General features: G+C 62.4%; 24 protein-coding genes and 1 pseudogene. 15 read left to right on the top strand and 10 right to left on the bottom strand.

What is annotated here, in order from left to right:
- Both AC1DWF_RS17725 and AC1DWF_RS17720 read right to left on the bottom strand, forming a co-directional pair.
- Positions 1-126: pseudogene (locus AC1DWF_RS17725) on the bottom strand (carboxymuconolactone decarboxylase family protein); the annotation flags it as partial.
- The gene (locus AC1DWF_RS17720; protein ID WP_476781817.1) at positions 74-493 is read right to left on the bottom strand and encodes a MerR family transcriptional regulator; all 420 of its coding nucleotides are present in this window, start codon (positions 491-493) and stop codon (positions 74-76) included. The gene AC1DWF_RS17720 and the pseudogene AC1DWF_RS17725, both read right to left, overlap by 53 nt.
- 152 nt (positions 494-645) lie before the next feature.
- Between AC1DWF_RS17720 and AC1DWF_RS17715 the strand changes: the two genes are divergently transcribed.
- Complete coding sequence (locus AC1DWF_RS17715; RefSeq protein ID WP_476781802.1) at positions 646-1911, top strand: class I SAM-dependent methyltransferase; 1266 nt, start codon at positions 646-648, stop codon at positions 1909-1911.
- A gap of 81 nt (positions 1912-1992) precedes the next feature.
- On the opposite strand, the gene AC1DWF_RS17710 is transcribed toward AC1DWF_RS17715, so the two are convergent.
- Both AC1DWF_RS17710 and AC1DWF_RS17705 read right to left on the bottom strand, forming a co-directional pair.
- The gene (locus AC1DWF_RS17710; protein ID WP_476781801.1) at positions 1993-3612 is read right to left on the bottom strand and encodes an ABC transporter substrate-binding protein; all 1620 of its coding nucleotides are present in this window, start codon (positions 3610-3612) and stop codon (positions 1993-1995) included.
- A gap of 55 nt (positions 3613-3667) precedes the next feature.
- Positions 3668-4492, bottom strand: coding sequence for a creatininase family protein (locus AC1DWF_RS17705; RefSeq protein WP_476781800.1), 825 nt, complete (start codon positions 4490-4492; stop codon positions 3668-3670).
- Positions 4493-4576: 84 nt separating this feature from the next.
- Between AC1DWF_RS17705 and AC1DWF_RS17700 the strand changes: the two genes are divergently transcribed.
- Positions 4577-4711, top strand: coding sequence for a hypothetical protein (locus tag AC1DWF_RS17700; RefSeq protein WP_476781799.1), 135 nt, complete (start codon positions 4577-4579; stop codon positions 4709-4711).
- A 49-nt stretch (positions 4712-4760) separates the two neighbouring features.
- On the opposite strand, the gene acs is transcribed toward AC1DWF_RS17700, so the two are convergent.
- A complete protein-coding gene (acs, locus tag AC1DWF_RS17695; RefSeq protein ID WP_476841884.1) occupies positions 4761-6716 on the bottom strand; it encodes an acetate--CoA ligase in 1956 nt (651 codons plus the stop codon).
- A 308-nt stretch (positions 6717-7024) separates the two neighbouring features.
- Here acs and AC1DWF_RS17690 point away from each other — a divergent pair, with 308 nt between their 5' ends.
- Entirely contained in the window at positions 7025-7297 is a 273-nt protein-coding gene (locus tag AC1DWF_RS17690) for an usg protein (protein WP_476781797.1), read from the top strand.
- Positions 7298-7334: 37 nt separating this feature from the next.
- Here AC1DWF_RS17690 and AC1DWF_RS17685 read toward each other — a convergent pair whose 3' ends face one another.
- Positions 7335-8384 (bottom strand): aldo/keto reductase, encoded by a 1050-nt coding sequence (locus AC1DWF_RS17685; protein ID WP_476787803.1) that lies wholly within the window; start codon positions 8382-8384, stop codon positions 7335-7337.
- A 210-nt stretch (positions 8385-8594) separates the two neighbouring features.
- Between AC1DWF_RS17685 and AC1DWF_RS17680 the strand changes: the two genes are divergently transcribed.
- A complete protein-coding gene (locus AC1DWF_RS17680; RefSeq protein WP_476787802.1) occupies positions 8595-9722 on the top strand; it encodes a phospholipase effector Tle1 domain-containing protein in 1128 nt (375 codons plus the stop codon).
- Between the two features lie 149 nt (positions 9723-9871).
- The gene (locus AC1DWF_RS17675) at positions 9872-10975 is read left to right on the top strand and encodes a branched-chain amino acid ABC transporter substrate-binding protein (protein ID WP_476787801.1); all 1104 of its coding nucleotides are present in this window, start codon (positions 9872-9874) and stop codon (positions 10973-10975) included.
- 83 nt (positions 10976-11058) lie between these two features.
- On the opposite strand, the gene AC1DWF_RS17670 is transcribed toward AC1DWF_RS17675, so the two are convergent.
- Positions 11059-11721 carry a YggS family pyridoxal phosphate-dependent enzyme gene (locus tag AC1DWF_RS17670; protein WP_476782634.1) on the bottom strand — a complete coding sequence of 221 codons (663 nt, stop codon included), beginning with the start codon at positions 11719-11721 and terminating at the stop codon, positions 11059-11061.
- A gap of 141 nt (positions 11722-11862) precedes the next feature.
- On the opposite strand from AC1DWF_RS17670, the gene leuS reads away from it, so the two are divergent.
- The 3 genes from leuS to AC1DWF_RS17655 are packed head-to-tail and all read left to right on the top strand — an operon-like array spanning position 11863 to position 16197.
- Positions 11863-14493: a leucine--tRNA ligase gene (leuS, locus tag AC1DWF_RS17665; RefSeq protein WP_476841883.1), complete on the top strand. Its 2631-nt coding sequence runs from the start codon at positions 11863-11865 to the stop codon at positions 14491-14493.
- Complete coding sequence (lptE, locus tag AC1DWF_RS17660; protein WP_476782636.1) at positions 14480-15043, top strand: LPS assembly lipoprotein LptE; 564 nt, start codon at positions 14480-14482, stop codon at positions 15041-15043. Before leuS ends, lptE begins: the two co-directional genes overlap by 14 nt.
- 23 nt (positions 15044-15066) lie before the next feature.
- Positions 15067-16197, top strand: a complete 1131-nt coding sequence (locus AC1DWF_RS17655) for an AAA family ATPase (protein ID WP_476782637.1) — start codon at positions 15067-15069, stop codon at positions 16195-16197.
- On the opposite strand, the gene AC1DWF_RS17650 is transcribed toward AC1DWF_RS17655, so the two are convergent.
- Positions 16194-17084: a DMT family transporter gene (locus AC1DWF_RS17650; protein ID WP_476782638.1), complete on the bottom strand. Its 891-nt coding sequence runs from the start codon at positions 17082-17084 to the stop codon at positions 16194-16196. The genes AC1DWF_RS17655 and AC1DWF_RS17650 overlap by 4 nt on opposite strands.
- Positions 17085-17216: 132 nt before the next feature.
- On the opposite strand from AC1DWF_RS17650, the gene AC1DWF_RS17645 reads away from it, so the two are divergent.
- Positions 17217-17654 (top strand): Lrp/AsnC family transcriptional regulator, encoded by a 438-nt coding sequence (locus AC1DWF_RS17645; protein ID WP_476782639.1) that lies wholly within the window; start codon positions 17217-17219, stop codon positions 17652-17654.
- A gap of 56 nt (positions 17655-17710) precedes the next feature.
- On the opposite strand, the gene fsa is transcribed toward AC1DWF_RS17645, so the two are convergent.
- A complete protein-coding gene (gene fsa / locus AC1DWF_RS17640) occupies positions 17711-18364 on the bottom strand; it encodes a fructose-6-phosphate aldolase (RefSeq protein WP_476782640.1) in 654 nt (217 codons plus the stop codon).
- A 90-nt stretch (positions 18365-18454) separates the two neighbouring features.
- Here fsa and AC1DWF_RS17635 point away from each other — a divergent pair, with 90 nt between their 5' ends.
- Positions 18455-20638 carry a primosomal protein N' gene (locus tag AC1DWF_RS17635; RefSeq protein ID WP_476841882.1) on the top strand — a complete coding sequence of 728 codons (2184 nt, stop codon included), beginning with the start codon at positions 18455-18457 and terminating at the stop codon, positions 20636-20638.
- A 1-nt stretch (position 20639) separates the two neighbouring features.
- Here the strand turns inward: AC1DWF_RS17635 and AC1DWF_RS17630 are convergent, their stop codons facing one another.
- Positions 20640-21158 (bottom strand): SAM-dependent methyltransferase, encoded by a 519-nt coding sequence (locus AC1DWF_RS17630; RefSeq protein WP_476782642.1) that lies wholly within the window; start codon positions 21156-21158, stop codon positions 20640-20642.
- A 169-nt stretch (positions 21159-21327) separates the two neighbouring features.
- Here AC1DWF_RS17630 and AC1DWF_RS17625 point away from each other — a divergent pair, with 169 nt between their 5' ends.
- The 5 genes from AC1DWF_RS17625 to atpD all read left to right on the top strand — a co-directional run.
- A complete protein-coding gene (locus tag AC1DWF_RS17625) occupies positions 21328-21723 on the top strand; it encodes an AGROH133_08824 family phage infection protein (RefSeq protein WP_476782643.1) in 396 nt (131 codons plus the stop codon).
- A 238-nt stretch (positions 21724-21961) separates the two neighbouring features.
- On the top strand, positions 21962-22522 hold the full coding sequence (locus AC1DWF_RS17620) for a F0F1 ATP synthase subunit delta (RefSeq protein WP_476782644.1): 561 nt from the start codon (positions 21962-21964) through the stop codon (positions 22520-22522).
- A complete protein-coding gene (gene atpA, locus AC1DWF_RS17615; protein WP_476841881.1) occupies positions 22522-24051 on the top strand; it encodes a F0F1 ATP synthase subunit alpha in 1530 nt (509 codons plus the stop codon). Before AC1DWF_RS17620 ends, atpA begins: the two co-directional genes overlap by 1 nt.
- Before the next feature lie 16 nt (positions 24052-24067).
- Complete coding sequence (locus AC1DWF_RS17610; RefSeq protein ID WP_476782646.1) at positions 24068-24952, top strand: F0F1 ATP synthase subunit gamma; 885 nt, start codon at positions 24068-24070, stop codon at positions 24950-24952.
- A 21-nt stretch (positions 24953-24973) separates the two neighbouring features.
- Positions 24974-26012, top strand: a 1039-nt coding sequence (gene atpD, locus AC1DWF_RS17605; protein WP_476841880.1) for a F0F1 ATP synthase subunit beta, incomplete at its 3' end; no start/stop codon positions are given.

Raw genomic sequence — 26012 nt, 5'->3', positions numbered from 1 at the left:
CAGGTAGCGGGCGAAATCGGGCGCGATGTCGGCGAGCGAGTCGACGACCCTGCGGCCGCCCTCGCCGTCGATTTCAGAGAGTGCGCGTGCGCCCCGCTCGAAGCGGCTTTCGATCTGATTGGTCATTTTGCGTCTCGATCCTTTTTTCAGCGTCGGCGTAGCCTGATATCTTGGCGTCGAGGACGAGGAGGTTGGCCTGAAGATCGGTGACATGGGCCGCCACCTTTTTTCGGTGTGCCACAAGCAAGGCGCGGCGCTCGGCGTCGGTGCTCGCACCTTGTTGGCGAAGAGCGGCGTAGCGCAGCATCTCGCGGATCGGCATGCCGGTTGCCTTGAGGCGGCCGAGAAATTCGATCCAGGTAAGGATCGAGACGTCATAGTCTCGCTGCCCCGACGCATCCTTGTCGGGCACAGGCAACAGGCCGATCTGCTCGTAGTAGCGGATCGTGTAGGCGGTCAGGCCCGAGCGCCTTGCGAGTTCGCCGATCTTCATGGTCAACCTTGTCTCGTTACGACGCTCGCAAGGCTAGGAGTTCGAGTGCACTCTAAGTCAAGGCCATTTTGACAAGTGGGTTGCGAACGGCCGGCCAATTGGTCAACATCGAGTTCTGGACCACGTTGTCGTTAAGTGCACTGGGGGCGGGAATGGATGCAGCAGACAAAGCGGCGCGGATCGTGCGAACCGTTGTCGAAAGCCTGGATCCGGGATTTGCGGTCAGGTTGTGGACCGGAGAGCGGATCGGCCCCGCCACTGGTCCGGTGCTCGCCATCAACGATCAGGACATCGTCTGGCAGGTCATCCGCCGCCCCTCGCTGTCGACGCTGATCGAGATGTGGATTGCCAAGACGATCGACGTGGAAGACGGATCGCTGTTCGATTTCTACGCGCTGCCGTCGGGCAAGCTGAAGACCAAGCTCAAGTCCCTGCCGAAGCTTGCGATCCTGCGCGACCTGCCGGCCGTGCTGTTTTCGCGAAAACAGATGGCGGCGCAAGCAGGGCTTGCCGGACGCAATCCCTACGTCAGCGGCTCAAGCAAGGAGGCGATCCAGCACCACTACGACATTTCCAACGCCTTCTACCGGCTCTTCCTCGACGAGCGCATGGTCTATAGCTGCGGCTATTTCACGGATTTCGCCAACAGCATTGACCAGGCGCAAGCCGACAAGCTCGACCATATCTGCCGCAAGCTTCGGCTGAAGCCAGGCGAGAGATTGCTCGACATTGGCTGCGGCTGGGGAGCGATGCTCATCCATGCCGCCAAACATTACGGCGTTGTCGGCCACGGCGTCTCGCTATCGGAAGCGCAGACCGCACTGGCCCGCGAGCGCATCCGCGCCGAGGGGCTGGAAGATCGCATCACCATCGAGATCAAATCCTACACCGAGCTTTCCGGCTCGTTCGACAAGATATCGTCGATCGGCATGTTCGAGCATCTGGGCCTTGCCAATCACGATGCCTATTTTTCGGCCGTGCATCGCCTGCTCAAACCGGGCGGCATCTACCTGCATCACGCCATCACCAAGCGCAGCAAAGGCAGCTTGAAAAAGACGCTGCACAAGGGGGCGGAATTCAAGGCGCTGGTCAAATACATCTTTCCCGGCGGCGAACTCGACACGATCGGCATGACCCTCGGCAATCTCGAGGCCCATGGTTTCCTCGTCTACGATGCCGAGAACCTCAGGGAGCACTATGCGCAAACGTGCCGCCTGTGGGCCGAGCGCCTGCATGCGCGCTTCGACGAGGCGATCGCCGAGGTCGGCGAGGCCAGGGCACGCCTTTGGCTGCTGTATCTGACTGGCTGCTCGGTGACTTTCGAACGCGGTTCGACGCAGATTTTCCAGACCGTCGTCACCAAACGGGCGCGTGGGCCGAGCGGCTTGCCGCCGACGCGGGCGGATCTATATCGCTGAAGCCAGCCAGCGAGCGATACAAACCCCTCGCGCCTTGGGACGCGAGGGGTTTTAGGCCAAAGGCCGGGGTCGTCTATCCCGCTATTTGGCCAGATCGACGGTCTCGAAGCGATGCGATCCCAGCGGGTCCATCACGTAACCGGTGACCTTCTTGGACATCGGCAAGGAGACGGTCGAGTGATCGAGTGTCGCCCAGGGCGCCTGCTCCTTGAAGATCAACTGAGCCTGCTCGTAGAGCTTGGCGCGCTCGGCCGGATCGACCGTCGTGCGGGCCTTTTGCAGGAGGTCTTCGAAGGGCTGGTGGCACCAGTTGGCAAAGTTTGAGCCGCCAACGCCGGCGCAGGAGAAGAAATAAGACAGCAGGTTGTCTGGGTCGCCATTGTCGCTGGTGCCGCCCAGGATGATTGCGCCGTCACGTTCCTTGTCGCGGGCACGCTTCAGATATTCGGCCCATTCATAAGACACGACTTCGACGCTGACGCCGACCTTCTGGAAGTCGGCCTGGATCAGTTCGGCGACGCGACGCGCGTTGGGCATGTAGGGCCGGCTGACCGGCATGGCCCAGACTTTCATCTTCAAGTCTTTGACGCCTGCGTCGTCGAGCATCTTCTTGGCAGCGACCGGATCGTAAGGGTCGTCGACGACAGCATCGTTGTATCCCGACATCGCCGGCGGGATCGGGTTCTTGGCGACTTCGCCGAGATCCTGGAACACCGCCTGCAGGATGGCCTTCTTGTCGATAGCCATGTTCAGCGCTTTGCGCACTTCGATCTTGTCGAATGGCGGGGTCAAGGTGTTGTAGGCGAGGTAGGCGACGTTGAGGCCTGGCTTTTCCATGACCACCAGGTTGGGGTCGGCCTTGAGGCTGGGAACATCAGCGGGTGCCGGATAGGCGGCGACCTGGCATTCGCCAGCTCTCAGGCGCTGCATGCGCGTTGTGGCATCGGCGGTGATGGCGAAAACGAGTTCGTCCAGCTTCGGCTTGGTTCCCCAATATGTCGGGTTGGCCTTGAAGCGCACCGCGGCATCCTGCTGGTAGCCGACAAACTGAAACGGCCCGGTGCCGATTGGCTCGGAATTCAGCTTTTCCGGTGTTCCCGTAGCAGCGAGCTTGTCGGCATATTCCTTGGACAGGATCGAACCCAGATCCATCGCAAGGTTGGAGAGAATGGAGGCATTCGGCTGGCTGAGTACCAGCTGGACTGTGTGGTCGTCGACCTTGGAGATGTTCTTGACGGTCGATTGCATGTCCATGCCGGCATACATTTCGTAGTTCGCGCCGGTGACGTACTGGTGCCAGGGGTTGTCGGTGAGGCGCTGGCGGTCGAAGGAAAACACCACGTCGTCAGCGTTCATGTCGCGTGTCGGCGTGAAGTAGTCGGTGGTCTGGAATTTCACGCCGGGACGAAGCTTGAATGTGTAGGTCAGCATGTCGTCGGAAACGGTCCAGCTCTCGGCCAGGCCAGGAAGCAGCTTCGTCGTGCCGTTTTCAAATTCGACCAGCCGGCCATAGATCGGCTTCGAGGACGCATCCCAGGTGCTGTTGGTCGAGTAGAGCGCTGGATCGAAGCCTTCCGGTGCAGCCTCCGAACAATAGACAAGCGTCTTGGCGGACGCCTGGCCGCCAAGCAGGATGGCGGCAGCGGCCACAGCGGAAAAATACATGGCAGCCCGAACCGAGCTGCGTTTCAAGGACTTCATCAGGTTCTCCCTATGGGTGTTCTGATATCAAAGCGGGGTTGATAGGGGCTTTGGCTCAGTCGGCGCGCCCGGCTCGTGTGTCGAGCCCGCGGCCTGGCCGCCAGACCGGATCGGGCTGCGTCCACAGGATCGGGTCGACGATCAATTTGGCGAGTTCCCTGGCCTGCAGATCGAGGAAACGCTCGCCCTTTTCCGCGGTGCCCTTGGCAGGTACGCCCCATGTGCCGGTGTTGGGCGCCCGTTCGGAAAACGAATAGAAGCGATGCGCGGCATGCGGCGCCTCGTTCTTTCCAGCTTCGGCATTGAAAGCTTCTTCGAACTTGTCGGTTTTGACGGTGTCGGGCGAGATCGCCAGCATCACCGACGCTTCTCCTTCGCAGGCATGCTTTGGGCCGTTGTCCGATTCAAACAGTGCTGCCGTTTCCTCTGGCGCGAGGAACCATGGCGTCGTGTAGACGATCGGCATGTCGTATTCGACGGCCAGTTCGCGGGTCGACATAGCCAGCGGATCGATGTTGCCGCCGTGGCCATTGACGATGAGAAGGCGCGTAAAACCGATCGCCTTGAGCGAGCGGACAATCGACTTGAGGACGTGGAAATAGGCGGTGTAGTCGAGGCTGATCGTGCCGCCGAAAGGCAAATGATGCTCGCTCATGCCAAGCCAAAGGCCAGGCAGCACCGCCAAGGGTACCTGTTCATCCACCAGGCGCGCAGCACGTCGGGCCGCAGCTTCTGCGCTCGCCGTATCCGTTATGACGGGCAGATGAGGGCCGTGCTGCTCCAGCGAACCAACAGGCAGGATGGCGATGGCGTTTCCACGTGCCGCGATTTCGCGCAACTCGGGCGCAGTCATGCGCGCCCATTCGATTTCCCGGGCCATGAAGCCTCCTAGCTCGATGTGAAAAATATTATTCTATACGAAAATATTTTTCCTAGTTGGTCAATAGCTAGCCTGGGGTAACGCATGGACCAAGCTCAGGAGCGTGCCGGATCATGCGCAACGCTGCGCGCCGCCTTGCTGCAGCAGGCAGGTGACATCATGCGTGGCGATGGCAATGAGGGCGGCTGGCCGATTGTGCTGGCCAAGATCGGCTGCTGAGCAGCAAGGAAATCCCCCCGCGCCATTGCGGCGCGAGGGGATGAGCGGGTCAGCCCCGCTTGTTCTGGCGGTTGGCGACGAGATCGTCGACGACGGCCGGATCGGCCAGCGTCGAGGTGTCGCCGAGGGCGCCAAAGTCGTCTTCGGCGATCTTGCGCAGGATGCGGCGCATGATCTTGCCGGAACGGGTCTTGGGCAGGCCCGGCGAGAACTGGATCTTGTCGGGCGAAGCGATGGCGCCGATCTCCTTGCGGACATGGGCGACAAGTTCCTTGCGCAGGTCCTCGGTGGCCTCGACGCCTGCCATCAGCGTGACGTAGCTGTAGATGCCCTGGCCCTTTATGTCGTGCGGATAGCCGACGACAGCGGCTTCAGAGACCTTGTCGTGGCTGACAAGTGCCGACTCGACCTCGGCGGTGCCCATGCGATGGCCCGAGACGTTGATGACGTCGTCGACGCGGCCGGTGATCCAGTAGTAGCCGTCGTCATCGCGGCGGCAGCCGTCGCCGGTGAAGTATTTGCCCTTGTAGGTAGCGAAGTAGGTCTGGATGAAGCGTTCATGGTCGCCATAGACCGTGCGCATCTGGCCCGGCCAGGAATCGGCGATGCACAGATTGCCGTCGGCAGCGCCTTCCAGAAGCTTGCCTTCATTGTCGACAAGTTCGGGAACCACGCCGAAGAACGGCCGCGTCGCCGAGCCGGGCTTGAGGTCGGTGGCACCCGGCAGCGGCGTGATCAGGATGCCGCCTGTYTCAGTCTGCCACCAGGTGTCGACGATCGGCACCTTCTTTTCGCCGACGACGTTGTAATACCACTCCCAGGCTTCCGGATTGATCGGCTCGCCGACCGAACCCAGAACGCGGAGGCTCTTGCGCGAGGTCTTTTTCACATGGTCGTCGCCAGCACCCATCARGGCGCGGATGGCGGTGGGSGCGGTGTAGAAGATGTTGACCYKGTGCTTGTCSACSACGTCCCAGAAGCGCGAGGCCGAGGGGTAGTTCGGCACGCCYTCGAACATCAGCGTGGTCGCGCCRTTSGCGAGSGGSCCRTAGACGATGTAGSTGTGGCCGGTGACCCAGCCSACATCGGCGGTGCACCAGTAGACGTCGCCATCATGGTAGTCGAACACSTACTGGTGGGTCATCGAGGCGTAGACGAGGTAGCCGCCGGTCGTGTGCAGTACGCCCTTGGGCTTGCCGGTCGAGCCTGAGGTATAGAGGATGAACAGCGGGTCCTCGGCCTTCATCTTCTCGGGCTTGCATTCAGGCTTAACCGAGCGAACCTCGTCGTGATGCCAAAGATCGCGACCGTCGTACCAGCTGATCTTTCCGGCGGTGCGGCGAACCACGAGCACATTCTTGACCACCACGCCTTCGCGTCCGGCAATCGAGATCGCCCTGTCGGTGTTTTCCTTGAGCGGGATCGTCTTGCCGCCGCGAAGGCCTTCATCGGCGGTGATGACGAAGGTCGATTCGCAGTCAACGATGCGGCCGGCGAGCGCGTCGGGCGAGAAGCCGCCGAAGACGATCGAGTGGATGGCGCCGATGCGCGYGCAGGCSAGCATCGCGTAGGCCGCCTCAGGGATCATCGGCATGTAGATGGTGACGCGGTCGCCCTTCTTGACGCCGTGCTTCTTCATCACATTGGCGAGGCGGCAGACGTGCTCGTAAAGCTCGTTATAGGTGATCTTCTTGTCGTCGTAGGGGTTGTCGCCCTCCCAGATGATGGCGGTCTGGTTGCCACGCTTCTTGAGGTGGCGGTCGATGCAATTATAGGAGACGTTGGTCAGCCCGTCCTCGAACCACTTGATCGAAACCTTGCCGTCGAAGGAGGTGTTCTTGACCTTGGTATAGGGCTTGAACCAGTCGATGCGCTTGCCGTGCTTGCCCCAGAACTTGTCGGGGTTCTTGATGCTGTCACCATACCATTTCAGGTAGGTGTCATTGTCGATGAGCGCATTGTTCTTCCACGCCGGCTGGACGCGGTGGACACGGACTTCGGACATTTCTTTCCCTTCCTCCCGGAAACGATCCGGCGGCTCCTGATGGCCGGCGGACGGCGACTCTGGGCCGCACGTTGGCGCGCATTATTATCAATTTGCAGTGCGCCACAATATTAGACATTGGATTTGCCTCGCATCATTGCATAGCGGCATGTCGCTGCCGTTGTAAGACGATTAGCAATGATGGCAAGCGGCTGCTAAAGTGCTGATATCTTGGAACTTTCGCATTCGGATTTCGTTGTTTTTAGCAGACGGTTAACCATCGCGGCGCAGACTCATGCCGAGGGACCGTTCGACACGGAAGGCTTGCGATGCGCGACGCTTCTGAACTGGAACTGATGCTCAAGGGCTACGGCCTGACCACAGCCGAGATCTTCTACCATCTGCCCGACCACCCCCATGTGCTGCAGACTTTCATCTGGCAGGACTACGATCTGGCGCCCAAATTCCCGATACTGTTTGGCTTTATCGAATTCTGGCGGGCCAAGCTCGATGGCCCGCTGCATTCGGTGCACTACACCCACCGCAAGCTGATCGCGCCGAACGAATGGCGTAAGGTCGACGGCGAATTTTTGATGCATTGAAACGCGGCGACCAAAAGGCCGCCGCTGCCATTGTGGATCACGCCTTGGGCACGAACGGGGCCGGACGCCGGCCTGCCGACTGTCGCTCGACCATCCAGCCGGGGTACTCGGCAGGCAGAGCGCTGGCCGCATCGAGGCGGGCAAGATCGTCCGCATCAAGACGCAGCTCGGTCGAGGCCAGGTTCTGCTCGAGCTGCTCCATGCGGCTTGCACCGATKATGACGCTCATCACGAAAGGCTTGGCCAGGACATAGCCGAGCGCGACGGTCGCAACCGAGACGTCGTGCTTCTTGGCGATCTCGCGCATGACCGCGACCGCAGCCCAGGCGCGCTCCTCATTGACCGGCGGGAAATTGAAGGTAGCGCGGCGGCCTTCGCCATTGCCCGGTGCGCCAGGTCCGTATTTGCCGGAGAGCAGGCCTCCGGCCATCGGCGACCAGACCATCAGGCCAAGCTTTTCTTCGTTGAGCAAGGGCACGATTTCGCGTTCGAGGTCGCGGCCGGCGATGGAGTAGTAGGCCTGCACGGTCTCGAAACGGGCGAAACCCCTTTTCTCGGAAATGCCCAGCGCCTTGGCGATCCGCCACGCCTGCCAATTCGAGACGCCGACATAGCGCGTCTTGCCGCTGGCAACGAGGTCGTCGAGCGCCCTCAGCGTCTCGTCGATGGGCGTCACCGTGTCGGTGCCATGCAACTGGTAGAGGTCGATATGGTCGGTCTGCAGGCGTTCGAGGCTGGCATCGATGGCATCCATGATGTGGCCGCGCGAGGAGCCGCGATGGTTTGGCCCGTCGCCCATCACGCCATGAACCTTGGTGGCGATCACGACATCCTGGCGCCTGACGCCGAGATTGCGCAGCGACTGGCCAAGCAGGCGTTCGGATTGTCCGCGCGAATAGACATCAGCGGTGTCGAAAAAATTGACCCCGGCGGCGAGCGAACGCTGGACGATACCGTCGACCCCATCCTGTTCGAGGCTGGCGATGTTGCCCCATTGGGCGTTTTGGCCGGCCGATCCGAACGTCATGGTGCCGAGGCAAATTTCGGAGACGAACATCCCCGTATTTCCGAGTTGGTTGTAGCGCATGCGACCGCTCCGAGATGTTGGGATGACACATTGGCATGTGGGACGGATGCGCTCGGTGTCAAATACTTATCGGGCGCCAACTGTTGCGGCGCAGCCTCCTCCGAGAGGTGCGGCACGTTTTGCGTCGAATGCTGCTCAAACAAGGGTGCGTCCTCGGCAGCTCATGTTAGTATAGTCTGATGGAGTGGGCTCTTCTCAACGAGAATTGATATGCCTGAGTCAGGGGATGCTTGGGTTCTGATCTTTTCAGATGGAACCGGTCAACGCGGCGTCCGCGCCGATCAGGTCGAAAAAGTCGGCGACCAGCGGATCAAGAACACCAATGTGTTTCAGATGTACTCGGCCGTCGATGGCCGGCCAGGCTTCCGCGCCTTCTACGATGCCGGGCTGGGCGCGCCGGAACAAGGCACGTGGGATTGGACGCGCACGCTGCGCAATCTCTGGAGCAAGGCAACCGGCTGGGGCATCACGGCGAACATCGTCGATTGCTACGAAGCGCTGATGATTGCGTGGGAGCCGGGCATGAAGGTCGGTTTCTTCGGCTTCAGCCGTGGCGCCTACACTGTGCGCTGCCTCGGTGGCGTGCTGGCAACCTGCGGCATCGCCCGGGCGGACAAGGGCTCGCCCATCTCCAGGGACAAGGAGGGTGCCGGCGCCAAAAGGCGCCGTGCCATCGCCCAAGAAGCGGTCGCAGCCTACAAGATCAAGGAAAAGGCCGAGCGACGAAAGGCGGGCGCCTATTTCAGCATCAAATATGCTGCCGCACCTGTGATGCCCACGGTGATCGGCGTGTTCGACACGGTGCGGGCGCTCGGCCTGCCGGGCATCATGAATGTGGTCAATCCCTACAAGCAGGAGTTCCACGACAACGAGTTGTCGATACGGGTGCCGGTCGGCCTGCACGCGCTTTCGATTGATGAGGACCGCAAGACATTTGCTCCGGTGCGATGGGATGACGTCGATGCCCGGGGCAGGGCAGCGGGCCAGGTGGTCGAAGAATGCTGGTTTCCAGGCGTGCATTCCGACATTGGCGGCGGATATGACGACGACGACAGTCTCGCCGCGCTCAGCCTAGGCTGGATGCTGGACAGGCTGCGCGAGTTGGCGGGGCTCGACTTTCCGATGACAGTCGACCTCGACGGAAAGGTGCTCGGTCTGGCGCATGACGAACGCACAGGTCTGGGGATATTCTGGTTGCCGGGGGAGCGTTCGATACGGGCAAAGGCGGTCGATGTCGACCTGCTTTGCCCCGACATCGAGGCGCGCTTCGACAATTACAGGCCCCTTTATCGGCCGCCCCCGCTCAGTGAGCATCCGCGCGCGAAACGCAATTATTGACGCAACTGCGTGTCGCGAGATGCGCTGGCACAACCAAATGCAGGCTCCAAGAAGGCTGGGCCGATTGCAGGCCGGGTTCAGGACGGGTATTCCGCAATGAGAACTTTCCGCCAACCCCTTCACGCTTGGCGAGTTAGAGGGAGAGAAAAATGAACATGAAAACCTTTGCGGGCGCACTTGCCGCATCGCTTGCGTTTGCGTCCGTGGCGCATGCCGACATCACCATCGGCCTTGTCGCACCGCTGACCGGCCCGGTCGCCGCCTATGGCGATCAGGTCAAGAACGGCGCCCAGGCTGCCGTCGATGCCATTAACGAAAAGGGTGGCATCCTCGGCGAAAAGATCGTGCTGAAGCTCGCTGACGACGCCGGCGATCCAAAGCAGGGCGTTTCGGCAGCCAACCTGCTGGTTGGCGAAGGCGTGAAGTATGTCGTGGGCCCGGTCACTTCGGGTGTCGCGATCCCCGCTTCCGACGTCTTTGCCGAAAACGGCATCCTGATGGTGACGCCGACGGCAACCGCCCCTGACCTGACCGCACGCGGCCTGACCAATGTGCTCAGGACCTGCGGCCGCGACGATCAGCAGGCTGAAGTCGCTGCTGCCTATGTCCTCAAGACCATGAAGGACAAGCGCATTGCCGTGATCCACGACAAGGGCACCTATGGCAAAGGCCTGGCCGATGCCTTCAAGGCGGCCATCAATGCTGGCGGCCTCCAGGAAGTGCAGTACAATTCGCTGACGCCTGGCGAAAAGGACCTGTCCGCGCTTGTTACCCGCATCAAGGCTGACAATGTCGACGTCATCTATTTCGGCGGCTACCACCCTGAAGGCGGCCTTTTGGCGCGCCAGCTCCATGATGGCGGCGTCAAGGCGCTGATCATCGGCGGCGAAGGCCTGTCCAACACCGAGTTCTGGGCGATCGCCAATGATGCCGGTGCCGGCACGCTGTTCACCAATGCGTCGGATGCACTGAAGAATCCGGCTTCGGCCGATGCCGTCAAGGTTCTGAAGGACAAGGGCATCCCGCCGGAAGCCTTCACGCTCAACGCCTATGCCGCGGTTGAAGTGCTCAAGGCTGGCATCGAAAAGGCCGGCAAGGCCGACGATACCGCAGCTGTCACTGCGGCTCTTAAGTCGGGCGAGCCGATCGCGACTGCCATCGGCAACCTGACCTATGGCGAAAACGGCGACCTGACCTCGCCGAGCTTCTCGCTGTTCAAGTGGGACGGCGGCAAGATCGTCGCCGCGGAATAATTTCCGAGGCACGCAGTTCAAAAGGCCGGGATGAAAATTCCGGCCTTTTTCAATTCAGCGTCGCTCGGTGTGCACGTGCGGAGCTAGCGCGTGCCGAAGATCGCCGAACCGACACGAACGCTGGTGGCGCCGAAGGCGACCGCAAGTTCATAGTCGCCCGACATGCCCATCGACAGCTTTTCGACGCCGGCCTCACGCGCCAGCTTTTCCAGCAGGGCGAAATGGGGCCCCGGGTTTTCGTCGGCCGGCGGGATGCACATCAGGCCCTCGATGGCGAGGCCGTGGATGTCGCGGCAGCGCTTGACGAAGTCGACAGCCTCGCGTGGCTCGACGCCGGCCTTCTGCGGCTCCGAACCGGTATTGACCTGGACATAGAGTTTTGGCGCACGGCCCTGGCGTTCGATTTCCTTGGCGAGTTCGGCTGCGATCTTCTCGCGGTCGACAGTCTCGATGACGTTAAACAGCGCCACCGCCTCCTTGGCCTTGTTGGATTGCAGCGGGCCGATGAGATGCAGTTCGATGTCGGGGAATTCGGCCTTCAGCTCGGGCCATTTGCCCTGCGCTTCCTGGACGCGGTTTTCGCCGAAGATACGCTGGCCGGCCTCGATGACCGGGCGGATATGTTCGGCATCGAAGGTCTTGGATACGGCGACGAGCGTTGCGGCGCCTGCGGGACGGTTGGCCTCGCGCTCGGCCGCACCTATCTTATGCTTCACCAGCGCGAGCTGTTCGACCGAGCTTTCCATAGTTTGGCCCTGCTGCTTTTTGACCGCCCCCGGCCTGCCGGAGTTGACGGGTCCGGGAATCCATGGTGAACACCCGTAACGATTTCCTGAACCGCGGGTTTTCGCCCCGGTCCATGCACGCTTTTAAGTGAAAAACATCCTATGGCAACCGAACGATACAATCCGCGCGCGTCCGAACCCAAATGGCAGAAGGCCTGGGGCGAGGCAAAGCTCTTCGAGACGCAGAACGAAGATCCGCGGCCGAAATACTATGTGCTCGAGATGTTCCCCTATCCGTCGGGGCGCATCCATGTCGGCCACGTCCGCAACTACGCGATGGGCGATGTGGTTGCCCGATTCCGCCGGGCCATGGGCTACAACGTCCTGCACCCGATGGGCTGGGACGCCTTCGGCATGCCGGCGGAAAACGCGGCGATGAAAAACAAGGTCCATCCCAAGGACTGGACCTATCAAAATATCGCCACCATGCGCACGCAGCTCAAGTCGATGGGCTTGTCGCTCGACTGGAGCCGCGAGTTCGCGACCTGCGACGTCGACTATTACCATCGCCAGCAGATGCTGTTCATCGACTTCGTCGAGAAGGGCCTGGTGACGCGCAAGTCCTCCAAGGTCAACTGGGACCCGGAGGACATGACAGTGCTCGCCAACGAGCAGGTCATCGACGGGCGCGGCTGGCGCTCGGGCGCGCTGGTCGAACAGCGCGAGCTGACGCAGTGGTTCTTCAAAATCACCGATTTCGCGCAGGATCTGTCGGATGCGCTGGAAGGGCTCGACGAGTGGCCCGAGAAGGTCAAGCTGATGCAACGCAACTGGATCGGCCGCTCGGAAGGGCTGCTGATCCGATGGCCGCTGGCAGCCGGCACCGCACCCGCCGGCGAGAGTGAACTCGAAGTCTACACGACGCGGCCGGACACGATCTTCGGCGCCTCGTTCATGGCGATTTCGGCCGATCATCCGCTGGCCAGGAAGGCCGCCGAAAACAAGCCCGAGCTCGCCGCCTTCATGGAAGAGGTGCGCCGCATGGGCACGTCGGTCGCGGCACTTGAGACAGCCGAAAAGAAGGGCATGGACACCGGCATCCGCGTCGTCCATCCGTTCGATCCGAGCTGGACGCTGCCGGTCTATGTCGCCAAYTTCGTGCTGATGGAMTACGGCACSGGCGCSATCTTCGGCTGCCCSWSSGGCGACCAGCGCGACCTCGAYTTCGCCAACAAATATGGCCTGCCGGTCGTGCCGGTGGTGATGCCGGAAGGTGGCGACGCCAAGACCTTCCAGGTTACCGAAGAGGCCTATACCGACGATGGCGTGATGATCAATTCGCGCTTCCTCGACGGCATGAAGCCGGATGCGGCGTTCAACGACGTCGCCAACCGCCTCGAGCAGATCTCGATCGGCAACCGGCCGATGGGCGAACGCAAGGTGCAGTTCCGCCTGCGCGACTGGGGCATTTCGCGCCAGCGCTACTGGGGCTGCCCGATCCCGATGATCCATTGCGACGATTGCGGCGTGGTGGCGGTGCCTAAGGCCGATCTGCCGGTCAAGCTGCCCGACGATGTCGAGTTCGACCGTCCGGGCAATCCGCTCGACCGTCACCCGACCTGGCGTCACGTCAATTGCCCGAAATGCGGCAAGGCGGCGCGTCGCGAAACCGATACGATGGACACGTTCGTCGATTCGTCGTGGTATTTCGCGCGCTTCACCGCACCTTGGGAAAACGAGCCGACCGATCCGAAGGCGGCGAACTCTTGGCTGCCGGTCGACCAGTATATCGGCGGCATCGAGCATGCGATCCTGCACCTGCTCTATTCGCGCTTCTTCACCCGCGCGATGAGCAAGGCCGGGCACCTCGACCTGTCCGAGCCGTTCAAGGGCCTGTTCACGCAAGGCATGGTCGTGCACGAGACCTACCGCCTCGGCAGCGGCGCTTCCGCCGAATGGGTTTCGCCGAACGAGGTGAAGATCGAAGACATCGACGGCAAACGCCGTGCCACGCTGCTGTCGTCCGGCGCGCCAGTAGAAATCGGCTCGATCGAAAAGATGTCGAAGTCGAAGAAGAACGTGGTCGATCCCGACGACATCATTGCCAGCTACGGCGCCGACACCGCGCGCTGGTTCGTGCTCAGCGATTCGCCGCCCGAGCGCGATGTCGTGTGGACCGAGGCCGGCGTCGAAGGCGCGCACCGTTTCGTGCAGCGCGTGTGGCGGCTGGTCTCCGAATCCGCCGATGTGTTGGCCAAGGCCGAAGGCAAGCCAGCAGCCGAAGGCGACGCCGCTTTGGTGTCGAAGGCGGCGCACAAGGCGTTGAAGGCGGTTGGCGAAGATATCGGCAAGTTGGCCTTCAACAAGGCTGTCGCGCGCATCTACGAGCTGACCAATGCGCTGCAGGCCCCGCTCGCCGATGCCGCCGCTGGCAAGGCATCAGGAGAGATGATTTCGGCACTGCGCGAGGCGGTCGATATCCTGCTCGTCATGATCGCGCCGATGATGCCGCATCTGGCTGAGGAGTGCTGGGCAGCACTCAATGGCGAAGGCATGGTGGCCGATCGGGCGTGGCCGAAATTCGAACCGGCACTCATCGTCGACAACGAAATCACCTACCCGGTACAGGTCAACGGCAAGAAGCGAGGGGATTTGACAATCGCCCGCGACGCAGATCAATTGACCGTCGAAAAAGCGGCGCTGGCGCTTGAAACAGTGCAGAAGGCGCTGGATGGAAAGCCCCCGCGCAAGGTCATCGTAGTGCCGCAGAGGATCGTCAATGTCGTTGCCTGAGGCGCGGAAATCTCGCAGTTCGTGGCGTGTTGCTGCACGTTTGGCGCTGTTTGCTTCACTTGCACTGGCTTCGGCCTGCACGGTGCGTCCGCTCTACTCGGACGCACCGGTGACGTCCGGTGTCGCGGAGGGCACGACGACGCAGCTTGCCTCGATCAATATCAAGCCGGTCAATACACGTTACGGTCAGGAAGTCCGCAACCATCTGATCTTCATGTTCAATGGCGGGACCGGCCAGCAGGCCTCGGCACCCTACACCATGGATCTTGCGGTCGGGGCCCTGAATGAATCGGCACTTCTGGCCCAGGTGACCACCAAGGACGACGAGCCGACAGCCGGCACGATGACGCTGACAGGCAGCTATGTCATCACCGACATCAAGACCGGCAAGCGGGTCGCCGGCGGCAAGCGCAGCGTGTCGGCATCCTACGATCGTCCACGCCAGGAGTTTGCCAACGTGCGGGCGGAACGCGACGCGCAAAACCGTGCGGCGCGCGAGCTGGCCGAATTGCTCAGGTTGGCCATCGCACAGGACATGTCCAAGAGCTAACTGACGAGGGGCTCGATCGGTCGATGCGGCTGATATCCTTTTCTGCCGCAGGCTACCGATCCCTCAGGTCGATCAGGCTCGACATCGGCCAGGCCTCGGTCTTTGTCGGCGAAAACGGCGTCGGCAAGTCCAACCTCTATCGCGCGCTGCAACTGATCAAGGCTTCGGCTGAAGGCTCGCTCGCCCGCGAAATTGCTGGCGAAGGCGGCATGAGTTCGGCGCTGTGGTCGGGCAAGCGCCGTGCTGGCCAGCCTTCTCGCGTYATCATCGACGCCAAGTTCGTGGATGACGAAACGGCGGCGAAATACACCTACAAGGTCGAGATCGGCCTGCCGCCCCCGGTGTCGGCCGGCTTTGCCTTCGAACCGCATGTCAAGGAAGAGACGCTTGTTGTCGAGGCCGGGCGACGTCCGGTCGAGATGATGATCCGCAAGGGACCTGCGGTGTTTGCCCGCGACGGCGAGGGCCGCCGGGTCGAGCATCCCGAGCGCATCCTCAATTCCGAAACCGCGCTTGCCCTACTGGGTGCTGCGGGGCGCTATCCCGAAGTCGGCGATCTGCGCGCTGCCGTTGCCGGCTGGCGCTTCTACCACGGCTTTCGCACCGATGCCGATTCGCCTGTGCGCAAGCCGGCCTTGGCGACGACGTCGCCGATGCTCGACGAGGATGGCGCCAACCTGGCCGCTGTGTTCGCCACGCTGCGCCACATTCGCGACGATACCGTCGATCTCGACGCCTGCATCGCCGAGGCCATGGGCGGGGCGCAACTGGACGTGCCGGTGCCAGGTGAGAACGCGACGTTCGGGTTGATGCTGCCGGAGTTTCCGCAACGCCTGTTTCGGCCGCAAGAATTGTCCGACGGGCAGATCCGCTTCCTGGCGCTGGCCGGCGCTTTGATGTCGTATCGCCTGCCGCGGCTGATCGCGCTCAACGAGCCGGAGTCGAGCCTGCATCCGCGCATGTTGCCGTCGCTGGCCGACATGATTGCGCGCGCCGCCGAACGCACGCAGGTCTGGGTGGTGACGCACTCGCGCGAACTGGCCGATCTGGTGCGCGATCGAACCGGGTCTCGCGCGCTGACGGTCGTGCGCATCGAAGGGGCGACGATGATCGAAGGCATGCGCCCGACGGGCCTCATGCCGGACGATGACTAAGCGCGTGCAACACGCGGCTTGATGAGAGACCAGCCGAGCGTCATGCCGGCGGCGGCGATCAGGATGGCGGCGGCACCGATGAGTTGCAGCGGCTGCAGGCGATGGCCGAAGGCCAGGAAGTCCGCCAGGATGGCCACGACCGGATAGATGAAGGACAGCGCACCGACGAGGTTGGTCGGCAGCTTCTGGATCGCGCCGTAAAGCAGGATGTACATCACACCGGTATGGATGACGCCGACGGCGACGAGCAGCGCCCAAGTGCTTGCGTCGGTGGGGAGTTGAGCGAAATTGGCGAAGGGCGCGAGCATCGCAATGCCGACCGTCACCTGGATCAGCGCGATCAGATGCGGCGGCACGCCCTTGAGCTTCTTGGTGATGATCGCGGCAATCGCGTAGAAGAACGCGGCGCCGAGCGCCAAGAGGATGCCGCCGAGATAATCGGTTCCGACAGAGCCGATGTCGGGCTTGGCCTGGACGATCATCAGCATGCCGCCGAAGGCGATGCCGAGCCATGTCAGCTTGTTCAGCGTCAGGCGCTCGCCAAAAAACAGCGCGCCCAGCGCCACCAGCATGAAGGGCTGGGTGTTGTAGACGGCAGTGGCGATCGAGATCGAAGCGCGCGGGAAGGCGGCAAACAGCAGGATCCAGTTGGAGACGATGGCGACCCCGCCGATGGCGGCATGGACGATCTGGCGGTGCGACATGACCTCGGCTCGGAACAGGCCCAACGCAGCGCAGACGATCAGCAGGGTGATGGCACCGAAGGCGCAGCGCCAGAACACCACATCCATGACCGGCTGGCCCGACAGGACGACAAACAGCCCGATCGTGCCCGAAATCACCATTGCAGCGGTCATTTCGACCGTGCCGCGCAGCTTGTCCGACATTTCTCAGCCTCTTTTGTTCAGGGCTGTATTCGTACGCTTGTGGTCCGAGCGAATATATGGATCTGCGAAGGCATTTGCGGGGTTCAGGCTAATTCTGTAAGGTCGCGGGGGGAAGATGCCTAAGAGGTGCGCATGCTGGACGATCTGGACAGGCGTATTGTCGAAATTCTTGTCGACGACGCCCGCATTTCGCTCAAGGAGCTGGCGCGGCGGGTGAACCTGTCGTCGCCCAGTACGTCGGAACGTCTCAGGCGGCTGGAGGAGCGCGGTGTCATCCGCGCCTTCACCGTCGACATCGACCCGCATGCGCTTGGCTATACGCTGCAGGCGATCGTTCGCATCCGGCCGCTGCCCGGCAAGCTGCATCAGGTTCAGAAACTGATCGAGGACATTCCGCAGTTCTCGGAATGCGACAAGGTGACGGGCGACGATTGCTTCATCGCCCGGCTGCATATCCGCTCGATCGACGAGCTCGACAAAATCCTCGACCAGATCACCGACAAGGCCGAGACCAACAGCTCGATCGTCAAGGCGCAGCCGGTGAAGCGGCGCTTGCCGCCGCTGGCTTGAGGCAACATCAAAGCCGGCGCATGGGCTGCGCCGGCTTTGATGTTCGATGGAAAGAATCAGCCGATCTTCTGGCCGGTCTTGGCCCAGTCGGACAGGAACATCTCGAGGCCCTTGTCGGTCAGCGGATGCTTGACCAGCGCCTTGAGCGTTGCCGGCGGGATGGTGGCGACGTCGGCGCCGATCATTGCGGCACGCTTGACGTGATCGACGGTGCGGATCGAGGCGGCGAGGATTTCGGTGTCGAAGCCGTAATTGTCGTAGATGTGGCGGATCTCGGCGATCAGCTCCATGCCGTCGACGCCCATGTCGTCGAGGCGGCCGATGAATGGCGAAATGAAGGTGGCACCGGCCTTTGCGGCGAGCAGSGCCTGGTTGGCRGAGAAGCACAAGGTGACATTGACCATGCGGCCTTCCGAGGTCAGCGCGCGGCAGGCGCGGAGGCCGTCGAGCGTGAGCGGCACCTTGATGCAGATGTTGTCGGCGATCTTCGACAGGACCGCCGCTTCCTTCATCATCTCGGAGAATTCGGTCGCAGCGACTTCCGCCGAGACCGGGCCTTCGACGATGTCGCAGATTTCCTTGGTCACTTCGGCGATGTTGCGGCCGGACTTGAGAATCAGCGAGGGGTTGGTGGTGACTCCGTCGAGAAGGCCGAGCTCATTGAGCTCACGGATGTCCTTCACGTCGGCCGTATCGACGAAAAACTTCATAACAGTCTCCTTAGCAATGGAAGGGTGCCCCTGGGGCACCACGCTTGTCGGCCTTTGCTCTAAACCAAGTTCGGGGCAAGGTCACGCGTCATGACCGCCGATTCGCCAAGAACAAGAGCCGCCGCCGTGCTGGTGCCGATGCCGGCCGAGCGCCCCTATTCCTATGCGGTGCCCGACGGCATGCAGGTGATGCCCGGGTCGATCGTGCGTGTGCCGCTGGGGCCGCGCGAGGTGGCCGGCATCGTCTGGGACGGACCAGTCGAGGTGGTCGACCCCAAGAAGCTGCGGCCGATCGCCCATGTCTTCGATTGCCCGCCTGTTACTGAACACATGCGGCGGCTGGTCGACTGGATCGCGCAGTACACTTTGTCGCCGCCCGGCATGGTGGCGCGGATGATCTTGCGCGCGCCCGAAGCCTTCGACCCGGAGCCGTGGACGGAGGGCATCAAGCGCAGCGATGGCGAGCCCGACCGAATGACGGCAGCGCGCGCGCGGGTGCTCGAAATGGCCAATGACGGCATGGCCTGGACGCGCTCGGGACTGGCGCATGCCGCCGGCGTATCCTCGACCGTCATCGACGGGCTGAGGGCGCAGGGCGTGTTCGAGACGGTGATGATCCCGCCGCGTCCGGTGGTGGCCGCGCCCGACACGTCCTACGGCAACGCCGGGTTGACGGTCGACCAGGAAGCCGTGGCCGTTGGCCTTCGCGCCCAGGTGGAGGCCGACCGATTCGGCGTCACCCTCATCGATGGCGTCACCGGCTCGGGCAAGACGGAGGTCTATTTCGAGGCCGTGGCGTCCGCACTCGACAAGGGCAAGCAGGTGCTGATCCTGCTGCCTGAAATTGCCTTGACCCAGGCCTTTCTCGAACGCTTCCAGAACCGTTTCGGCGCCAAGCCGGCCGAGTGGCATTCGGACCTGCCGCCGCGCATGCGCGAGCGCGTCTGGCGCCAGGTGGCGGAGGGCGGCGTGCGTGTGGTCGCAGGCGCCCGCTCGGCGCTTTTTCTGCCGTTCAACAATCTCGGCCTGATCGTTGTCGACGAGGAGCACGACCCAGCCTACAAGCAGGAGGACCGCGTCWTCTACMAYGCCCGCGACATGGCCGTGGTGCGCGCCCATATCGGCGGCTTTCCGGTGGTGCTGGCTTCCGCCACGCCTTCGGTCGAAAGCCGGGTCAATGCCGAGCAGGGCAAATACGCGCGGGCCGTCTTGTCGGCTCGATTCGCGGAAGCCGCACTGCCCAAGCTTGCCACCATCGACATGCGGCGCTCGCCGCCAGCGCGCGGCGGCTTCCTGTCGCCGGTGCTACTCGGCAAGATGCGCGAGACGCTTGGCCGCCAGGAGCAGTCGCTGCTGTTTCTCAACCGTCGCGGTTACGCGCCACTGACGCTTTGCCGGGTGTGCGGCCACCGCTTCGGCTGCCCGGTCTGTTCGGCCTGGCTGGTCGAGCATCGCTTCCGTGGCCAGCTCGTCTGCCACCATTGCGGCCACAACGAAAAGCGCCCCGAGGCCTGCCCGGAATGCGGCACCTTCGATCACCTCGTCGCCTGCGGACCAGGCGTCGAGCGGATCGCCGAGGAGGTCGTTTCGCATTTCCCCGACGCGCGAACCATCGTGCTGTCGTCGGATATGCTGGGCGGGGTGAAACGGCTCAGGCTTGAGCTGGAGGCGATCGCCAATGGCGATGCCGACATCGTCATCGGCACCCAGCTTGTCGCCAAGGGCCATAACTTCCCCAACATGACACTGGTTGGCGTGGTCGACGCCGATCTGGGCCTCGCCAATGGCGATCCGCGCGCCGCCGAGCGCACATATCAATTGCTGTCGCAGGTAACAGGTCGGGCAGGGCGCACTGGCAAGAAAAGCCTTGGCCTGCTTCAGACCTTCCAGCCCGATCATCCTGTCATGCGGGCGATCGTCTCAGGCGATTCGGAGGCGTTTTATGACCGTGAGATTTCCGAACGCGAAAAGGCCGGATTGCCGCCCTTCGGCAGGCTCGCTGGCATCATCGTGAGTGCTGCGACGCGCCCCGAAGCCGAGAGCCATGCGCGCGGGCTGCGGCGTGCGGCACAGGTGGCGCAGGATGTCCACGTGCTCGGCCCCGCCGAAGCGCCCCTGGCCTTGATCGGAGGGCGTCACCGCTTCCGGCTCTTGGTTCAAGCCGACCGCAAGGCGGACATCCAGGGCTACATCCGCGCGCTGCTGGCTGCCGGGCCGAAGGTGCGCGGTTCGGTGCGCGTGCAGGTCGACATCGACCCGCAGAGCTTTTTGTAACCTACGTCGAGGGACTTGCTACGATGCCGAGCAGCGGCGGTTGCAGGCTTGGGCCGGTCAGCGTCTTCTCCAGCGTATAACCTGCGGCGGCCAGGCGCACTGCAACAGCATGTTCGATGGTCGGCACCTGGTCGGCGTTCGGCGGTTCGAAAAACAGGAACAGCCGGCCCTGTGACGCCAGCAGGGAGCGGATCAGCTTGAGTTCGCGAGCTGCCTCCAGCCAGAACAGATTGACGTTGATGGCGAAGACCTTGTCGAAAGGCCGGCCCTTGCCCGACCAGTCCGCGAGAGCGCCTTGAACGACAGCCGCCTTGCCTGACGTAATCGCGGCGCGGTTCCTGTCTTCAGCCGAACTCACGGCGCTGTCGGATCGGTCAAGACCGGTGATGTGGCCGTCGATCAGCAGCGGCGTGATCTCGGCCATGGCGATGCCGCGGCCGCAGCCGATCTCAAGCAACCGGTCGCTTGGGCTGATGCCGAGGTGGCCGATCGCCCAGGCAATTCGTTGAGGTGTCGCCATGGTCCTCTCCAGCGGGTCTGTCGGCGCAACATAACTGTTTGAGTCGGTCCCGCCAGCTGCGCTCTGGCGCTCGGCCGGGCGTCGGCTATGATCACCGCAGATTCGCAGTGTAAGAGCGTCCTTTGCGCCTGCGAAATCGACGCGCGGCGCTCTGATCGGAGGGGGATAGATGGAGTTCGCATTTCCGTGGCCGATGAGCCAGGGCGAGTGGTTGGCGTGGAGCTCGGCGGCGGTGACGCTGCTGTTCGGCGTCATCTTGTTCTTCGCCCCGAGAATCGCCTTTCGCCTGCTCAGGTTGCAGCCTCGTCCCGACAATCCCGAAGCCATCGCCCAAGGGCGTGCCACCATGGCTGGCTTTTTCCTTGGCGTCGGCCTGTGTGCGATTCTGCTCGCCCAGCCGTGGCTGTACATGGCGCTGGGCGTTTCCTGGCTGTTCACAGCCTTCGGCCGGATCGTCGCCATGATGTCGGACGCGGCCAACACGCCTTACAACTGGGTCGCCATCATTATCGAACTGACCCTGGCTGCCCTTCCGCTGGGGTTTGTTTTCGGCTTCTGGCCGTGAATCGGCAGCAAGCCCCCGCTCCAAGGCGCAAGATGCGACAATAGTGCCTCAAATGGCTGTTAGAGGACGTGTTGCGGTCCTCAAAAGCCTGTGCTAGACGGCAATCGACTTTCGGCCGGGGGGATGCGGCTGACGCGAGCTCCGGGGTCAAAAAACGCAGTAAGGTCAAAGATTTAGCTAGAGTATAACGCTCGCGCCAACAATCTTGCGGCCTGTCAGATAAGAGAAAAGACGGTCCGTGGCCCAATCTTCCTCGCCAATCTCCGGTGTTGCTGAGCGCTATGCGGGGTCGTTGTTCGATCTCGCGCTCGAAGCAGGCGCTGTTGCAAAGGTAGAAGCCGATCTCGGTCGATTCGCTGCGCTGCTCGATGGCAATGCCGATCTCGACCGCTTGATCAAAAGCCCGGTCTTCTCCGGCGAAGAGCAGGAAAAGGCCATTGCGGCGATCGCCGACAAGGCCAAGATCACTGGTCTGGCTGGCAATTTCCTTCGCCTCGTGGCGCGCAATCGCCGTCTGTTTGCCCTTCCCGGCATGATCAAGGCGTTCCGCCAGATCGCTGCCGAGCATCGGGGCGAGACTTCAGCCGAAGTCACTTCGGCGCATGCGCTGACGACGGCTCAGGAAACTGAACTCAAGACGGCGCTGAAGAGCGTTGCCGGCAAGGATGTGGCGATCGCGGTCGCCGTCGATCCTTCGCTGCTCGGCGGCCTGATCGTGAAGATGGGCTCGCGCCAGGTCGATACGTCGCTCAAAACCAAACTCAATTCGCTCAAGCTTGCACTGAAAGAGGTCGGCTGATGGACATCCGCGCCGCGGAAATTTCCGCAATTCTGAAAGACCAGATCAAGAATTTCGGCAAGGAAGCCGAAGTCTCCGAAGTCGGCCAGGTTCTGTCGGTGGGTGACGGTATCGCCCGCGTGTACGGTCTCGATAACGTCCAGGCGGGCGAAATGGTCGAGTTCCCGGGCGGCATTCGCGGCATGGCGCTAAACCTTGAAAGCGACAATGTCGGCGTCGTCATCTTCGGTGCCGACCGCGACATCAAGGAAGGCGACACCGTCAAGCGTACCGGCTCGATCGTCGACGTTCCCGTCGGTCCCGGCCTGCTCGGCCGCGTCGTTGACGCGCTCGGCAATCCGATCGACGGCAAGGGCCCGATCAAGGCAGTCGAACGCCGCCGCGTCGACGTCAAGGCGCCCGGCATCATTCCCCGCAAGTCGGTCAACGAGCCGATGTCGACCGGCCTCAAGGCCATCGATGCCCTGATCCCGGTCGGCCGCGGCCAGCGCGAGTTGGTCATCGGTGACCGTCAGACCGGCAAGACCGCCATCATTCTCGACACGATCCTGAACCAGAAGGCTATCCACCAGTCCGGGCCGGACAAGGAAAAGCTTTACTGCGTCTACGTCGCCGTCGGCCAGAAGCGCTCGACCGTTGCGCAGTTTGTGAAGGTGCTCGAAGAGCGCGGCGCGCTCGAATACTCGATCATCATCGCCGCCACGGCTTCCGACCCTGCTCCGATGCAGTTCCTGGCACCGTTCGCCGGCTGCGCCATGGGCGAATATTTCCGCGACAACGGCATGCATGCGCTGATCTCGTATGACGATCTGTCCAAGCAGGCCGTCGCCTATCGCCAGATGTCGCTGCTGCTGCGCCGTCCGCCCGGCCGCGAAGCCTATCCCGGCGACGTGTTCTACCTGCACTCGCGTCTTCTCGAGCGCGCTGCAAAGCTCAACGACGACAATGGCGGCGGCTCGCTGACGGCTCTGCCGGTCATCGAAACCCAGGCCAACGACGTGTCGGCCTACATCCCGACCAACGTGATCTCGATCACCGACGGCCAGATCTTCCTSGAAACCAASCTGTTCTTCMAGGGCATCCGCCCYGCCGTGAACGTCGGYCTSTCGGTYTCGCGCGTCGGYTCSKCSGCGCAGATCAAGGCGATGAAGCAGGTKGCCGGCWMGATCAAGSKSGAGCTCGCGCAGTACCGCGARATGGCGGCCTTTGCGCAGTTCGGCTCCGATCTCGACGCCGCCACGCAGCGCCTGCTCAACCGCGGCGCACGCCTGACCGAACTTCTGAAGCAGCCGCAGTTCTCGCCGCTGAAGACCGAAGAGCAGGTTGCGGTGATCTTCGCTGGCGTCAACGGCTACCTCGACAAGCTGGCGATCAATCAGGTCGGCCGCTTCGAGCAGGGTCTGCTTGCGCATATGCGTTCGGACGGCAAGGACGTTCTCGACGCGATCCGTATCGAAAAGGCGCTGAGCGACGACGTTCGCGGCAAGCTCAAGGGCCATATCGACGCGTTCGCGAAAAACTTCGCCTGACACTGACGGGTAAGGCATGGCTTCGTTAAAAGACCTCCGCAACCGTATCGCCTCGGTCAAGGCGACGCAGAAGATCACCAAGGCGATGCAGATGGTCGCCGCGGCGAAGCTGCGCCGTGCGCAGGAAGCTGCGGAAGCCGCGCGTCCCTATTCGCAGCGCATGGGTGCAGTTCTGGCCAACATCGCTGGAGCAGTGGCCGGTGGCAGCGATGCCCCGGCGCTGATGACCGGCACCGGCAAGGACGACGTGCATCTGCTCGTCGTCTGCACGGCCGAGCGTGGCCTGTGCGGCGGCTTCAATTCGCAGATCGCGCGTTTTGCGCGCGATCACGTCCGCAAGCTTCTGGCTTCGGGCAAGACGGTGAAAATCATCTGCGTCGGCAAGAAGGGTTTCGATATCCTGCGCCGCGACTACGCGTCGTTGATCATCGAGCGTGTCGATCTGCGCGAAGCCAAGCAAGTCGGCTTCGTTCATGCCGATGGCATCGCCAAGAAGGTGACGTCGCTGTTCAACGACGGCGCGTTCGACGTCTGCACGCTGTTTTATTCGGAATTCAAGTCGGTGATCGCACAAATCCCGACGATGCAGCAGATCATCCCCGCCGCTGCCCCGACCGTTGGTGCCGATGCGGACGCTGCGGGCGGCGCCGTCTATGAATACGAGCCCGAGCCGGGCGAGATTCTGAGCGACCTCATTCCGCGCAACATCTCCGTGCAGGTTTTCCGGGCGTTGCTCGAAAACGCCGCCGGCGAGATGGGCGCCAAGATGAGCGCGATGGACAATGCGACGCGCAATGCCGGCGACATGATCAACAAGCTGACGATGTCCTACAACCGCCAGCGTCAGGCTCAGATCACCAAAGAACTGATCGAAATCATTTCGGGCGCGGAAGCGCTCTAATCGACCAAAGAGGTTAACACCATGGCTAAAGCAGCTACTCCGAAAGCGGCTCCGGCGGCGGCAAAAGCCCCGGCAGCAAAGAAGGCGGCGCCCGCCAAGGCAGCAGCCGTGAAGGCTTCGGCTCCTGTATTGTCGGCCAAGGGCGTGGCTGGCCGCGTCTCCCAGGTCATCGGCGCCGTTGTCGACGTTTCCTTCGACGGCGGTAACCTGCCCAAGATCCTGAACGCACTCGAGACGATGAACGGCTCCAACCGCCTCATTCTCGAAGTGGCGCAGCATCTCGGCGAAAACACCGTTCGCTGCATCGCCATGGACATCTCGGAAGGCCTCGTTCGCGGTCAGGCCGTGTATGACACGGGCGAGCCGATCATGGTTCCGGTTGGCGACGAAACGCTCGGCCGCATCATGAACGTCATCGGCGAGCCGGTCGACGAAGCTGGCCCGGTCAAGACCAAGCTGAAGCGCGCCATCCACCAGGAAGCGCCGGCTTATGTCGACCAGTCGACCGAAGCGCAGATCCTCGTCACCGGCATCAAGGTCGTCGATCTGCTGGCTCCTTACGCACGCGGCGGCAAGATCGGCCTGTTCGGCGGCGCCGGCGTCGGCAAGACCGTTCTGATCCAGGAACTGATCAACAACGTCGCCAAGGCCCACGGTGGCTACTCGGTGTTCGCCGGCGTCGGCGAGCGCACCCGCGAAGGCAACGATCTCTATCACGAAATGATCGAGTCGGGCGTCAACAAGGACCCGCACGAGAACAACGGCTCGACCGAAGGCTCCAAGTGCGCCCTGGTGTTCGGCCAGATGAACGAGCCGCCAGGTGCGCGCGCTCGCGTCGCCCTGTCGGGCCTGACCATCGCTGAGCATTTCCGCGACCAGGGCCAGGACGTGCTGTTCTTCGTCGACAACATCTTCCGCTTTACCCAGGCAGGTTCGGAAGTGTCGGCTCTGCTCGGCCGTATTCCTTCGGCCGTGGGCTATCAGCCGACGCTGTCGACCGACATGGGCCAGATGCAGGAACGCATCACCACCACCCACAAGGGTTCGATCACCTCGGTGC

The sequence above is a fragment of the Aminobacter sp. P4_D5 genome (assembly GCF_056401815.1).
Note: the sequence above shows the minus strand (reverse complement) of the source record. Positions and strands in the feature narration are given on the sequence as shown.

Coding starts and splice junctions, on each gene's coding strand:
- AC1DWF_RS17715 (WP_476781802.1), top strand. CDS start 646: ATGGATGCAGCAGACAAAGCGGCGCGGATCGTGCGAACCGTTGTCGAA.
- AC1DWF_RS17645 (WP_476782639.1), top strand. CDS start 17,217: ATGCTGGACGATCTGGACAGGCGTATTGTCGAAATTCTTGTCGACGAC.
- AC1DWF_RS17625 (WP_476782643.1), top strand. CDS start 21,328: ATGGAGTTCGCATTTCCGTGGCCGATGAGCCAGGGCGAGTGGTTGGCG.
- AC1DWF_RS17700 (WP_476781799.1), top strand. CDS start 4,577: ATGGACCAAGCTCAGGAGCGTGCCGGATCATGCGCAACGCTGCGCGCC.
- AC1DWF_RS17630 (WP_476782642.1), bottom strand. CDS start 21,158: ATGGCGACACCTCAACGAATTGCCTGGGCGATCGGCCACCTCGGCATC.
- AC1DWF_RS17710 (WP_476781801.1), bottom strand. CDS start 3,612: ATGAAGTCCTTGAAACGCAGCTCGGTTCGGGCTGCCATGTATTTTTCC.
- AC1DWF_RS17675 (WP_476787801.1), top strand. CDS start 9,872: ATGAACATGAAAACCTTTGCGGGCGCACTTGCCGCATCGCTTGCGTTT.
- AC1DWF_RS17650 (WP_476782638.1), bottom strand. CDS start 17,084: ATGTCGGACAAGCTGCGCGGCACGGTCGAAATGACCGCTGCAATGGTG.
- AC1DWF_RS17680 (WP_476787802.1), top strand. CDS start 8,595: ATGCCTGAGTCAGGGGATGCTTGGGTTCTGATCTTTTCAGATGGAACC.
- AC1DWF_RS17720 (WP_476781817.1), bottom strand. CDS start 493: ATGAAGATCGGCGAACTCGCAAGGCGCTCGGGCCTGACCGCCTACACG.
- AC1DWF_RS17610 (WP_476782646.1), top strand. CDS start 24,068: ATGGCTTCGTTAAAAGACCTCCGCAACCGTATCGCCTCGGTCAAGGCG.
- AC1DWF_RS17690 (WP_476781797.1), top strand. CDS start 7,025: ATGCGCGACGCTTCTGAACTGGAACTGATGCTCAAGGGCTACGGCCTG.
- lptE (WP_476782636.1), top strand. CDS start 14,480: ATGTCGTTGCCTGAGGCGCGGAAATCTCGCAGTTCGTGGCGTGTTGCT.
- AC1DWF_RS17705 (WP_476781800.1), bottom strand. CDS start 4,492: ATGGCCCGGGAAATCGAATGGGCGCGCATGACTGCGCCCGAGTTGCGC.
- AC1DWF_RS17670 (WP_476782634.1), bottom strand. CDS start 11,721: ATGGAAAGCTCGGTCGAACAGCTCGCGCTGGTGAAGCATAAGATAGGT.